The sequence below is a fragment of the Streptomyces sp. NBC_00057 genome, assembly GCF_045041165.1.
GTDB lineage: Bacteria > Actinomycetota > Actinomycetes > Streptomycetales > Streptomycetaceae > Streptomyces.
Genome location: NZ_CP108256.1, coordinates 8,024,384 through 8,036,900, shown reverse-complemented (window position 1 = coordinate 8,036,900; position 12,517 = coordinate 8,024,384). Strand labels below are relative to the sequence as shown.

Genomic DNA, 12,517 nt, shown 5'->3' with positions numbered 1-12,517 from the left:
GTGACGGTGCTGCTGTCGGCGTGTCCCTCGAGGCAGTCTTCTCGTTGCGGTAGCTGGTTGATCGGCTGGCATGGAGAGGCAGGCCGGCCAAAAGGGAGCGATCATCATTCACCACGAGGGCAAAGCGCACCTGCCTGGTGTACCCGCCTGAGCGACAGTGTCATCCAAGTACCGAAGTTCGGTTGGGTGCTTGATCCCGCTCCAGGCTCATGGCGGCGGCTGTCGGCAGCCAACCCACTCCGACCGAAGGCAACATCAGCCTCGCTGGAATCAGCTGGTGTGAAACGTGCGACGCCACGCAGTAGCTCAGTGCCATCCGTGGCTGCAACGAATCAAGCTACTTCGCGCCCAGTGAAGGTCATCGTGTGCTGTGGCCCAGGTGATCTCGCCGGGGTGATGGTGGTGAATTCCGGGACGCGGCGTCGGATGTACTGCTCGCGCGCTGCCTCCCGGGCCCTGTGCCTCGGCGGCATCGGCGCCGTCATCGTGCTGAGCCTTTGAATCCGGGCAGAAGTTACTGATGCCGATCAGGCTGCGGCGAAATCAAGCCGCTCGCACAGCGGCGCGGTGCTGGGACAGGCCGACGCCATCAAGACCGTCAGTTCCACCGCTGCTTCCTGGACTCATCGGCGTTCGGACGGCCCTTGCGCCGGCGTGATCCGCTCGCTGTCCGGCGCATACTCCCCTCTGAGAGCGGTGCCATTTGCTGTTCTCCCGCCGAGCCGGGCGAGGAAAGCGAGAACGAACAGTCCTTCTACCAGCAGGGAGAGGGGGCCGTACGGCGGCTCCCAGCCGGGTTCGTAATAGCCGTTCGGCAGGCCAACGGTGCGCGACAGCACAAAGCCGAATTTTGCCGGAACATCAGCCTCTTGAGGGTGACCCCGAAATCGATCACACCCTTTTCAGCACGGCATCACACGGAGCAACCCACCGACCTGCGCACAGCCCGCGCAATGAACTTCACCAAGCTTTCCCGTAAGCCCGCCGCATGAAGGGCCCGCGGCGCAGTGGATCACAGCGCGGACGGTGCCCTCGTCCGCGCTGCACCAACCCGTTGATCGTTTCCGGTCACAGCACGAGCGTGGCACCGTCCGGCGCCCCCCTCCACTCTCCGCCGGCGCGCTATTCGGCGGCGATCGCGGGGAGCACGTCCAGCCGTGCCGCCCGACGAGCGGGCCGCCAGCCCGCCAGCGCCCCGGCGGTGATCCCCACGAGGGCGACCACCAGGAGCCGCAGTGGCGGCAGCGCGAAGGCGAAGGCGGTGTCGCCCGTGCCCGCGGACGCCTTGACCAGCACCCAGCCGAGGACGCCGCCGAGCAACAGGCCGCCCGCCGTGCCGAACGCTGCGACCAGTACGGATTCCCAGCGGACCATGGACCGCAACTGGCTCCTGGTCTGTCCGACGGCCCGCAACAGGCCCAGTTCCCTGGTGCGTTCGTGAAGCGCCAGGGTCAGCGTGTTGGCGATGCCCAGCAGCGCGATCAGTACGGCGAGTGCGAGCAGGGCGTAGACCAGTGTGAGCATCATGTCGATTCCGCCGGCCGAGGACTGCGCGTACTCGCTGCGGGTCTGTACGTCCGGGTTGCCGTACGCCGCCGCGGTCTTCGCGACCGCCGCCTTGCCGTCGGCGGTGGTGACACCGGGCTTGAACGAGACGGCAATCAGCGAGTCGGAGTCCTGTGCACGGTGCGGGGCCCAGGCCAGGCGGGTGATGACGTAGTCGCCCGCCATTTCCGACCGGCCGTAGACGGCACGGACCGTGAAGTTCTGCTGCGTGCCGTCGGCGAAGGCGAGCCGTGCGGTGGAGCCGGTGTGCAGACCGCGCTTGCCGGCCTCCGTGCCGGACACGGCGATCCCGTTCGTGCCCAGCCCCTTCAGCGATCCGTCGACCCGGCCGAGGTCGAAGACCCTGCCGAGCGCGGCCGGGTCGGTGACGGTCAGCGCGCGTCCCGCACCGTCGACCTCCGCGACCCCCTTGCCGAGGCCGACGGCGGTCGCGACCTCCGGCAGCCGGTCGACGGCCGGGGCCAGCCGGGGGCTCAGGCCGCTGCCGCCCGCCCCGAAGGCGGGAGCGCTGATGGCGACATCGCCCGCGAAGGAGCGGTCGACCGTCCGGTTCATGGTGGCCTTCAGGGAGGCGCCGAAGACGGTGAAGAGGGAGACCACGGCGACGCCGACCATCAGTGCGGTCGCGGTGGATGCGGTCCGCCGGGGACTGCGCAGGGCGTTGCGCCGGGCCAGTCGGCCCGTGACACCGCGCAGCCGGTCGAGTGGGGCGCCGAGGAGCCGAACGGCGTACGAGGAGGCGACCGGTCCGAGCACTACGAACGCGGCGAGTGCCGACACCGCACCGGCGGCCGACAGCCAGACGGACACATCGGCCAGGGCGCCGCTCAGGATGGCGCCGAGGGAGGCCACCAGCAGCACGAGCCCGGAGAGGGCACGTGTCCGCGACTCCGCGGATTCGTCGACAGCGCTCTCGCGCAGGGCGGCGAGCGGCGCGGTGCGTCCGGCCCGGACGGCGGGCAGGAGTGCGGAGCCGAGGCAGACCAGGACGCCGACAGCGAGCGGCAGCAGCAGGGAAACGGCGCTGATCACCAGCGCGCCCTCGGGGAACGGGAATCCGACGGCGGGGAAGAGCGCCTGCAGTCCGGCGGCGATGCCGATGCCACCGGCCAGACCGGCGGCCGAGGCGATCACCCCGACCACGGTCGCCTCGACGAGGGTCGAGCCGACGACCTGCCCGCGGGAGGCGCCGAGGGCACGCAACAGGGCGTTCTCGCGGGTCCGCTGGGCGACGACGATCGCGAAAGTGTTGTGGATGGAGAAGGTGGCGACCAGCAGCACGATCCCGGAGAACACCAGCAGCAGCGTGGTGAACACGCTGAGGAAGGCACCGGAGATCATGTCCCGGTTCTCGGCGGCCGATGCCTGTCCGGTGATGGCCTCGACGTCCTTGGGCAGTACAGGGCGAAGTGCGTCGACGAGTTCCTGCTGGCTGGTGCCGGGGCCTGCGCGCACCTGGATGGTCGATGCCTCGCCGGGCTTCGGCGTGAGGTACTTCTCGGCATCGGCCTGCGTCATAGCGGTGTAGGTGACCTGACCCATGCCGTCCTGGCCGCCGAAGGTGGCCAGTCCGACGATCGTGACGTGAACGGGGTCGGGGGTGCGCAGCACGGTCGTGTCGCCGATCCCGAGCCCGCCCCGGTCGGCGGTGCCGCGGTTGATGACGACCTCACCGGGCGCGGACGGGGCGCGTCCGGCGGCGAGCCGGTACGGATTGAGCTTCGGGTCGTCGATCCAGTCGCCGGCGAGGGTGGGCGGCCCCTGACCGCCGATGGGTTTGCCGTCGGAACCGATGAGCTGGCCGGCGCCCTGGATGTCGGGGGCCGCCGCGGCGACGCCGGGGGTCTGCTCGATCCTCTTCACGAGTGCGGTGCTCACCGGCTGCCGGGTGCCCTGGGACTCGCCGGCGACCGTGACCACATTGGAGCTGCGCACGACGGCGTCGGTACCGGCGGTGGCGTTGCCGAACATGGTGTCGAAGCTCGCGCGGAGGGTGTCGCCCATGACGAGCGTCCCGGTGAGGAACGCGACGCCGAGCAGGACGGCGACGAACGTACCGGCGAAGCGGCGCTTGTGGGCGCGGAGCGAGGAAATACTCAGGCGTACGGAGGCCCGGGTGCTGGTCATGGCGTCACCGCCTGCGTGACGGGTGGGGGGCGAAGGACTTGAAGCGGTCGAGCACGCGCTCCGCCGTGGGATCGGGCATCCGGTCGACGAGCCTGCCGTCGGCAAGGAAGACGACCTCGTCGGCGTGGGCGGCGGCAACCGGGTCATGGGTGACCATGACGACCGTACGGGCGGTCTGCCGGACGGTTCGGCCGAGCAGCCAGAGCACCTCCTGGCCCGCACGGGAGTCGAGGTTGCCGGTCGGTTCGTCGGCGAAGACGACATCGGGACTGCCCGCGAAGGCCCGCGCCACCGCCACCCGCTGCTGCTGTCCGCCGGACAGTTCGCCGGGCCGGTGGTGCAGCCGGTCCCGCAGTCCGACGGTGTCGACGAGTGCGTCGAGCCACTCCGGGTCGGGTCGCTCCCCGGCGAGATCCAGAGGGAGGGTGATGTTCTCGGCGACGGTGAGCGTCGGCAGGAGGTTGAAGGACTGGAAGACGAAGCCGATGCGCCGCCGACGCAGCAGGGTGAGCCTGCGGTCGTCGAGGGCGCTGATGTCGGTGTCGCCGATGAAGGCGGAGCCGGAGGTGAGGGTGTCGAGTCCCGCCGCGCAGTGCATCAGGGTGGATTTGCCGGAGCCGGAGGGCCCCATGATCGCGGTGAAGCGGCCGGCCGGGAAGTCGACGCTCACCCCGTCGAGGGCCCTGACCCGGGTGTCGCCGGTGCCGTAGAGCTTCACGGCGTCGACGACCCGGGCAGCGGAGGCGGCAGAGGTGGGGGTGGGGGTGGGCTCGGAAGTGGGGACGGTGGTCGTCATGCCGCTCCTCCCTTGCTGCCGCGGCCGAACTGCTCGTCGAGGACGGAGAGCCGGCGCCAGTACTCGTCCTCGTCGACCTCTCCGGCCGCGAAGCGGCGGCCTAGCAGGGTGATCGGTGACGCTTCGGCGGGTGCTTCCTGGGTGGAGCGGGCCTGCCAGGGGCCTCGTCGGCCGCGCCGAACGGTACGGCGCAGCAGAGTGGCGCCGCCGATCACGACGGCCGCCCAGAAGAGCGGGAAGAGGAGGATCCAGGGTCCGGGTCCACCGCTGTACGCCAGGGTGTTCATCTCGGTCAACTCCCTCGGTTCAGGGTTCGCGTTCAGGTTTTCCTGACGATTCCGAGCCTGGCCCCGAAAGGGGGTCCGAGTCGTCGTACGGCCAGCGGCCGTACGCGTACCCCCTCGGGAGTACGTGGCGGATCTGCGGCTGCTCCCGTCGGCGGGCCGACATCACTGGATTCTGTACCTACTAGTATGTACAGTCGATTCATGAGCACTCCGGATCGTCTGATCGAAGCCACACAGGAGCTCCTGTGGGAGCGCGGCTATGTGGGCACCAGCCCCAAGGCCATCCAGCAGCAGGCGGGCGCGGGCCAGGGCAGCATGTACCACCACTTCGCGGGCAAACCCGATCTGGCGCTCACGGCCATCCGCCGCACGGCCTCACAGATACGCGAGACGGCCGGGCAGTTGTTCGACGGCCCGGGAACGGCGTACGAGCGAATCTCGGCATATCTCCTGCGCGAGCGCGATGTGCTGCGCGGCTGCCCGGTCGGCCGGCTGACGATGGATCCGGATGTCATCGCCAGTGACGAGTTGCGTGCACCGGTCGACGAGACGATCGGCTGGCTGCGCGGCAAGCTCGCCGAGATCGTCCAGGAGGGCCTGGATCAGGGCGAGTTCACCCGTCCCCTGGTTCCCGAGGACATCGCGGCGACGATCGTCGCGACGGTGCAGGGCGGCTATGTGCTGGCCCGCGCCTCCGGTTCGACGGACGCCTTCGACGCGGGCGCGCGTGGACTGCTCTCGCTGCTCGCCCCCGGTGACACCGCCGCCTGACACTCGAGGAGCACAACGCACATGCACATACTGGACCGGACTCGCGTACGAGGAAGGGCCCGCGAGGGCCTCGGCTCCACGGGCGTACGCGCGGGTCTGATCAAGGTCGCCGGCGCCTTTCACGGCATCGACGCCCATGCCCGGTTCACGATGACGGCAGCAGCACAGGCTCACCATCGCACCGGTGCGCCGATCGCCGTCCACCTGGAACTGGGCACGGCGGCTCTCGACGTACTGGACCTGCTCTGCGGGGAGTTGGAGGTCGCGCCGCAGCGGGTGATCCTCGGTCATCCGGGCCGTTCACCGGACGGGTCGTACAGCGTGAGGCGGCACGGGCGGGCGCTTTTCTCACGTTCGACGGTCCGTCGCGGGCCAATCATGCGACGGACTGGCGGCTGCCCGAGCAACTGACCGCCCTCACCGAGGACGGCTTCGGCGGGCAGCTGCTGCTGGGCGGCGACACGACAGTGCCCGAGACCCCGGGCATGCCGTATCTGCTGCGGAGGTTGCGCCCTCGCCTCGAACGGACCCTGGGGATGCAGGCGTTGGACGGAATCCTGGTGGGCAACGCGGCACGGGCATTCGCGTGGCGGACGTCTTCGGTCCTGTCCGACGGTTGAGGGCAGTGCGGCCGCCCGAGGCCCCCGTCACGCCAGCGCGGCCAGCGGATCGTCCAGCACCGGCTGCCAGGCCAGCTCCGCCGCCCCCACCAGGCTGTTGTGGTCGAGCGTGCACGGCAGGATGGGCACACTGCCGCTGCGCCCCCACAGGCTGCGATCGGCCACCACCGCACGCAGCCGCTCGGGATCCGCGTCGAGCAGTGCGCGGTGCAGTCCGCCGAGGATGATGCGATCGGGGTTGAGGATGTTGACCAGCCCGGCGAGCCCGAGGCCGAGCCGATCGATCAGCTCCTCGGCCGCGCCCCGTACCGCCGCGTCCTCGTACTCCGTACGCAGCAGATCGCCGGCCTGCTTGAGCAACGACTCCTCCGGACCGGGTTCGCGACGGGCGGCGATGAGGAAGGCCAGCGGGTCGGTCTCGACGTCCAGGCAACCGCGGCCGCCGCAGTGGCACGGGCGGCCCTCGGGGTTCACCGTGAGATGGCCGACCTCCAGCGCGAGTCCCGAACTCCCGGTGTGCAGACGGCCGTCGAGGACCAGGGCACCGCCCACGCCCCGGTGACCGGTGGCCACACAGAGCAGATGCTGGGCACCGCGCCCGGCACCGTGCCGGTGTTCGGCGAGCGCGGCGAGGTTGACGTCGTTCCCGGTGAACGCGGGTCCGGGGATGCCCGCTTCCCGTACACAGGTGGCGAAGATCTCTCGCACCGGGGCGCCCGCCGGCCAGGCGATGTGCAGCGGGTTGAGCGCGGTGCCCTCCGGTTCGGCGACCGCGGACGGAACCGCGAGGCCCGCACCGACACAGCGCAGTCCGCTGTCCCGCAGCAACCGGGCACAGTCGTCGACCACTTCACCGATGACCTGTGCCGGGTCCGCCGTGACGGTGACACAGCCGGGGGCGGTGGCGACGAGCCGTCCGCCGAGCCCGACGAGCGCGGCCCGGAACCCGTCGGCATGCACCTGCGCGGCGACGGCGACGGGCCCGGACTCCCGGATGGCCAGCCGATGCGAGGGGCGGCCCTGCGAGCCGGCGGCGGAGCCCGGCCGGGAGTCGACCCGGATCAGGCCGAGTGCCTCCAGTTCCGCGGCGACCGCACCGGCCGTCGCCCGGGTGACCCCGAGCTCGGAGGTGAGGACGGCACGGGTGGGCGCGCGTCCGGTGTGGACCAGTTCCAGCGCGGGTCCGAGCGCGCTGCGGCCCCTCTCCAACTTTGTCCGGGTGGTGGTCACCTTGCCGTTCATGGGGGCGAGTCTCCCATGATCCGCGGGTGCCGCCGACGCCCCGGTGACGCACTTGTGCCCCTTGCGGCCGCGACGGGCAGCCATGTTGCGCCCGTTGTCCGGACGCCCCTATGCTGAATTTGTGCCGCAACTAAACAAACTGCGGACGGCCCTACCGGGGGGACCTGGCGGAAACACCGCCCCACCTTCGTTGGCCCGCCTCCGTACCGCGCTGACCGTGTTCTTCGCCCTCGATGGGTTCCTCTTCGCCGGCTGGGTGGTCCGCATCCCGGCCATCAAGCACCAGACCGGCGCCTCGGCCTCCACCCTGGGCCTCGCCCTGCTCGGCGTATCCGCCGGGGCCGTGGTGACCATGATGCTCACCGGCCGGCTGTGCCGGCGCTTCGGCAGCCATGCGGTGACCGTGGTCTGCGGCGTTCTGCTCCCCCTCAGCATCGCCCTGCCCGCGCAGACGCATTCGGCACTCGCACTCGGCCTGGTGCTGCTGGTCTTCGGCGCCGCGTACGGCGGGATGAACGTGGCGATGAACAGCGCGGCGGTCGACCTGGTCGCCGCCCTGCGGCGTCCCGTGATGCCCAGCTTCCACGCCGCCTTCAGCCTGGGCGGAATGGTCGGTGCCGGGCTCGGCGGACTGATCGCGGGCGGCCTCTCCCCCGCCACGCATCTCTTTGTCCTCACCGGGATCGGACTCCTGGTCACCGCAACGGCCGGACCGGTGCTGCTGCGCCAACCGGCGCCGAAGCCCGCATCCGCGGCCGACCACGCCGAGAAGCCGCGGCGACTGGACGGGCGGGCCCGCCGCATGGTGCTCCTGTTCGGCACGATCGCGCTCTGCACCGCGTACGGCGAAGGCGCTCTGGCCGACTGGGGCGCCCTCCATCTGGAACAGGACCTGCACGCCCACCCGGGCATCGCCGCCGCCGGATACTCCCTGTTCGCACTGGCCATGACGGCCGGCCGGATCAGCGGCACGGCACTGCTCGAACGGCTCGGCCAGACCCGGACCCTGGTCGCGGGCGGTGCGACGGCCGCCGCCGGGATGCTGCTCGGCTCGCTCGCCCCGACCACCTGGCTGGCGCTCCTCGGTTTCGCTGTCACCGGCCTCGGTCTGGCCAATATCTTCCCCGTCGCGGTCGGCCGGGCCGGTGAGCTGGCCGGGCCCGGTGGAGTGGCCGCCGCGTCGACGCTCGGCTACGGCGGAATGCTGCTCGGACCGCCCGCGATCGGCTTCCTGGCCGACTGGTTCTCACTCCCGGCAGCCCTCACCACGGTGTCGCTGCTGGCCACCGCGGCCGCGGCACTGGGGTACGGAGCACGCAACGCGGCGCCCGCATGAGCGATACGCCCGTCCGAAGAGCAAAGTGCGCACGGAAACGCCGCGTTCCCTGCGGGTGCGGGCCACGGATACGGACGCCACCTGGACCGTGCGGCTCTCGCCGGGACCGCCGCAGGCCGTACGGGATGAAGCGGCACCCGAAGAGGGATCTGCGGACTGCGAGTTGAGCGCGACTGCCGAGCGGCTCTATCTGACGCTCTGGAACCGGCTGCCGCTCACGGCGATCACACTGACGGGCGACCCGGAACCGGCCCGGCTCTGGTGCGAGAACTCCGGAGTCACCTGGTCCTGACAGCAGGCCGGGGCCAGACCTCACCCGACGGGGCGCTCAGCGCCTCGGTTCGTTCGGCATGCGGGCGAGCACCGACCTCTGCAACGGCGGCCACCACACCTGTGACGCTTGGGAGCACAGGCGGTTGCGCACCCTCCGTCGTGGCCGTGTCAGCCGAGCCAGCCGGGGCGTACGAGCCCCGACTCGTAGGCGAGCACGACGAGTTGGGCCCGGTCGCGGGCGCCGAGCTTCACCATGGTGCGGCTGACGTGGGTCTTGGCTGTGAGCGGGCTGACGACCAGGCGGCGGGCGATCTCCTCATTGGAGAGCCCTATGCCTACGAGTGCCATCACCTCCCTTTCCCGTTCGGTGAGTTCGCTCAGCCCCGTTGCCGCCGCAGGCTCCTTGGACCGGGCCGCGAACTCGGCGATCAGCCGGCGGGTGACCCCCGGCGAGAGCAGTGCGTCGCCGCCCACCACCGCACGTACCGCCCGCAGCAGTTCCTCCGGTTCGGTGTCCTTGACGAGAAAGCCGGAGGCACCGGAGCGGATCGCCTCGAAGACGTACTCGTCGAGCTCGAAGGTGGTGAGCATGACCACCTTGACATCGCTCAGTTCGGGGTCCCCGGTGATGGCACGGGTCGCGGCCAGGCCATCGAGATGCGGCATCCGGATGTCCATCAGCACGGTGTCCGGCCGCAGTTCGCGCACCATGCGTACGGCCTCCTCACCGTCGGCGGCCTCCCCCGCCACCTCGATGTCGGGCTGAGCGTCCAGCAGAGCCCGGAAACCGGCCCGGACCAGCAGCTGGTCGTCAGCGAGCAGTACGCGGATCACGTTGTCTCCTCCTTGTGCGCTGCCGCGCCGGGCGCATCGGACGGCAGCGGAAGCTCGGCCCGCACCCGGAAGCCGCCGTCGGCCCGGGGCCCGGCCTCGATCGTGCCACCCAGTGCGGCGGCCCGCTCCCGCATTCCTGCCAGTCCGTTGCCGCTGCCACCTGCGTCATTGCCGGTGGCCGGTCCTTCGTCATCGATACGGAGCCGGATGTGGCCGGGCTCGTAACCGATACGGACCTGCGCGGTGCGCGATCCGGAGTGCCGGACCACATTCGTCAGCGCCTCCTGCACGATCCGGAAGGCGGCGAGATCCGCGCCGGGCGGGACCGCGCCGCGTACGCCATCGGTCTCGACGGCGACGGTCAGCCCGGCGCCCGCCGCCTGTTCGACGAGCTCGGGGAGCCTGTCGAGTCCGGGAGCCGGGGCCCTGGGGGCGTCTCCGGGGGTACGCAGGGTGTCGAGGACCTGGCGGACCTCGCCCAGCGCCTCCTTGCTGGCGGCCTTGATGGTGGTGAGGGCAGTACGGGCCTGCTCCGGGTCGGAGTCCAGCAACGCGAGACCCACACTCGACTGGACGTTGATGACGGAGATGCTGTGGGCCAGGACGTCATGGAGCTCGCGCGCCATCCGCAGTCGCTCCTCGTCGGCCCGGCGCTGCTCCGCGGCCTCCCGCTCCGCGCGCTGATCCGCCCACTGCTCACGGCGCACGCGTACGAACTCGGCGGCGGCGATGATGGCCACCGCCCAAGCGGCAACGCCCAGTTCCTGCCCCCAGGCGGCGGGGTGGTCGTCGGAGGGCGGCAGCCACCGGTAGAGCCAGTGAGCCACCAGGACGTGCCCCAGCCACACCATCCCGACGGCCGTCCAAGCGGCCCGCCGGTGCCCGGAGACAACGGCGCTGAAGCAGCCCACGGCAACGGCAAGGAAGACCGGTCCGTACGGATAGCCGGCCGCCAGGTAGATCATCGCCGCGGCCGAACTGCCGAAGACGGCCACCACGGGGTGGCGGTGGCGCAGCAGAAGTACGGCGACGGCCAGGAAGAGCAGCAGCCGCGCAAAGATGTCCAGCGGCGCCCGCTCGTCCATCTGCCCCCGGGCCGCGATGGTCGAACCGACCATGACGACGGCACCGAGCAGGATCGTCGACGGCCAGGGCAGCCGGGAGGCGTAGTGCCCCGGCGCCCCCGTCAGCCAGCGCGGCGGCTCGCCGTGCCCCCAGTGTGAGCGTTGCTCTTCCATGTCGGCCACGCTAGACCGCGAGCCGCGACGGAGGCGTCAGCCGGGCGTGGTGATCACCCGTACTCCCTGTGGAGTACGTCGGACGGGGTTGGGCGGGGGGCGACCGGGTGCCCCATGCCCTCCAGGACCTGTATCAAGGGCGGACGGATCAGGGGCGGGCAGGGCGCGACCTCTGGTGCGGTGCATCGCAAGGCCGACCGACGACAGCGCGGCGAAGCGCAGTGCCATGGCCCGCGAGCCCGGCATGTTCCGAACGAGAGGCCCTGGGTGGGCTGCCCCCCGCTCGAACGGCGTTGAGAGCTGGGGGATGTGCCAGGCACCGCGACCCCGACCGCGAACCGCCGGACAGTCCCCAGCCAGGCCCTGGGGTGATTTCCGGGTCTGCGGGTGCGGTGGGGTGATTTCTTCCCAGGCCAGGACCACCTCTGTACGCCCCTGTGCCTCGGCGGTGCGCCGGGCGTCGTCCAGGTCGTGCGGCAGCGGGATCGCCCACTTGGGAAGGCATCGGGGGCGGCCGGCCAGGACGGCATGCCCGTCGACGACGCCCTGCACGCCGAGCCCCTGAGCGATGCGGAGTAAATGTCCGGCCGCCGTCGGGGGGCACGGCTCAGCTCAGCGAGGGTACGTGCGGGTGAGTGTCCTGGCTTTCGCGCGACCGCGGTCGCCGTGCCGCTTGACCGTTTGGCGGGCGGCCGATCCGGGCGGATCGGCGGGCCGGAGGCGTGCCTATGGGGCGCGAGGGACCAGGCCGGCCTCGTACGCGGCAATGGCAGCCTCCACCCGGTTGCGCGCCCCCAATTTACCAAGGACCGCGCTGACGTGTGCCTTCACGGTGCCTTCGACCAGATGCAGCCTGGCGGCGATCTCGGCGTTGGACAGCCCTGCCCCGAGCCCGGCCAGCACGTCGAGTTCCCGTCCGGTCAAGTGCTCGAGCGGGCGGTGGGGACGTGCCGCCCGGTGTGCGCGCAGACCGGCGATGACTCGGGTGGCAACCCTCGGCGAAAGATAGGCCCCGCCGGCTCCCACCGCCTGCACTCCGTTCAGCAGTTCCCGGGGGTCGTCCGCTTTGAGCAGGAAGCCGCTGGCCCCGTCCTCGAGGGCCCGTGTGATGAAGTTGTCCTCCCCGAAGGTCGTCAGCATGATCACGCCGACTGTCGGCAGCGCCCGGTGGATCTGAGCCGCCGCCGCCAGGCCGTCCAGTCCGGGCATCTGGATGTCCAGGAGGACCACGTCGGGGCGATGGCGGCGCGTCAGCGAGACGGCCTCGTGGCCGTCTGCAGCCTCGGCCACCACTTCGGTACACGGGTCCCTGACCAGGATGGCTCGTACCCCGGCCCGGACCATCGCTTCGTCGTCCGCCACAAGAACACGGACCGGCCGACGGCCTGGTGTCGTCTGTTCCACAGGCCGAGCGTACGGCCCCAGGG

10 protein-coding genes and 2 pseudogenes are annotated in these 12,517 nt (G+C 71.0%); 4 read left to right on the top strand and 8 right to left on the bottom strand.

Going from position 1 to position 12,517, the window contains the following annotated elements; translation table 11 throughout:
- Positions 1–623 precede the first annotated feature (623 nt).
- The 4 genes from OG953_RS37980 to OG953_RS37965 form a co-directional block, all read right to left on the bottom strand.
- Positions 624–839, bottom strand: coding sequence for a hypothetical protein (locus tag OG953_RS37980; RefSeq protein WP_405690101.1), 216 nt, complete (start codon positions 837–839; stop codon positions 624–626).
- 283 nt (positions 840–1,122) lie between these two features.
- On the bottom strand, positions 1,123–3,693 hold the full coding sequence (locus OG953_RS37975; protein WP_405690099.1) for an ABC transporter permease: 2,571 nt from the start codon (positions 3,691–3,693) through the stop codon (positions 1,123–1,125).
- A 4-nt stretch (positions 3,694–3,697) separates the two neighbouring features.
- Positions 3,698–4,489 carry an ABC transporter ATP-binding protein gene (locus OG953_RS37970; RefSeq protein WP_405690098.1) on the bottom strand — a complete coding sequence of 264 codons (792 nt, stop codon included), beginning with the start codon at positions 4,487–4,489 and terminating at the stop codon, positions 3,698–3,700.
- Positions 4,486–4,776 carry an SHOCT domain-containing protein gene (locus OG953_RS37965; protein WP_405690096.1) on the bottom strand — a complete coding sequence of 97 codons (291 nt, stop codon included), beginning with the start codon at positions 4,774–4,776 and terminating at the stop codon, positions 4,486–4,488. The genes OG953_RS37970 and OG953_RS37965 overlap by 4 nt, the downstream gene beginning before the upstream one ends.
- A 201-nt stretch (positions 4,777–4,977) precedes the next feature.
- Here OG953_RS37965 and OG953_RS37960 point away from each other — a divergent pair, with 201 nt between their 5' ends.
- Both OG953_RS37960 and OG953_RS37955 read left to right on the top strand, forming a co-directional pair.
- Positions 4,978–5,547 carry a TetR/AcrR family transcriptional regulator gene (locus OG953_RS37960; RefSeq protein ID WP_405690094.1) on the top strand — a complete coding sequence of 190 codons (570 nt, stop codon included), beginning with the start codon at positions 4,978–4,980 and terminating at the stop codon, positions 5,545–5,547.
- Between the two features lie 63 nt (positions 5,548–5,610).
- A pseudogene (locus OG953_RS37955) lies at positions 5,611–6,167 on the top strand (phosphotriesterase); the annotation flags it as partial.
- Positions 6,168–6,194: 27 nt separating this feature from the next.
- On the opposite strand, the gene OG953_RS37950 reads toward OG953_RS37955, so the two are convergent.
- A complete protein-coding gene (locus tag OG953_RS37950; RefSeq protein ID WP_405690092.1) occupies positions 6,195–7,409 on the bottom strand; it encodes an ROK family protein in 1,215 nt (404 codons plus the stop codon).
- A gap of 121 nt (positions 7,410–7,530) precedes the next feature.
- Between OG953_RS37950 and OG953_RS37945 the strand changes: the two genes are divergently transcribed.
- Positions 7,531–8,745: an MFS transporter gene (locus OG953_RS37945; protein WP_405690090.1), complete on the top strand. Its 1,215-nt coding sequence runs from the start codon at positions 7,531–7,533 to the stop codon at positions 8,743–8,745.
- 4 nt (positions 8,746–8,749) lie between these two features.
- Positions 8,750–9,037, top strand: a pseudogene (locus OG953_RS37940) (hypothetical protein); the annotation flags it as partial.
- Between the two features lie 149 nt (positions 9,038–9,186).
- On the opposite strand, the gene OG953_RS37935 reads toward OG953_RS37940, so the two are convergent.
- The 3 genes from OG953_RS37935 to OG953_RS37925 all read right to left on the bottom strand — a co-directional run bounded on the left by OG953_RS37935 (position 9,187) and on the right by OG953_RS37925 (position 12,494).
- Entirely contained in the window at positions 9,187–9,852 is a 666-nt protein-coding gene (locus tag OG953_RS37935) for a response regulator transcription factor (RefSeq protein ID WP_327276746.1), read from the bottom strand.
- Positions 9,849–11,090 (bottom strand): sensor histidine kinase, encoded by a 1,242-nt coding sequence (locus tag OG953_RS37930; RefSeq protein WP_405690088.1) that lies wholly within the window; start codon positions 11,088–11,090, stop codon positions 9,849–9,851. The genes OG953_RS37935 and OG953_RS37930 overlap by 4 nt, the downstream gene beginning before the upstream one ends.
- Before the next feature lie 726 nt (positions 11,091–11,816).
- Positions 11,817–12,494 carry a response regulator gene (locus OG953_RS37925; RefSeq protein ID WP_405690086.1) on the bottom strand — a complete coding sequence of 226 codons (678 nt, stop codon included), beginning with the start codon at positions 12,492–12,494 and terminating at the stop codon, positions 11,817–11,819.
- Between the last annotated feature and the right edge of the window lie 23 nt (positions 12,495–12,517).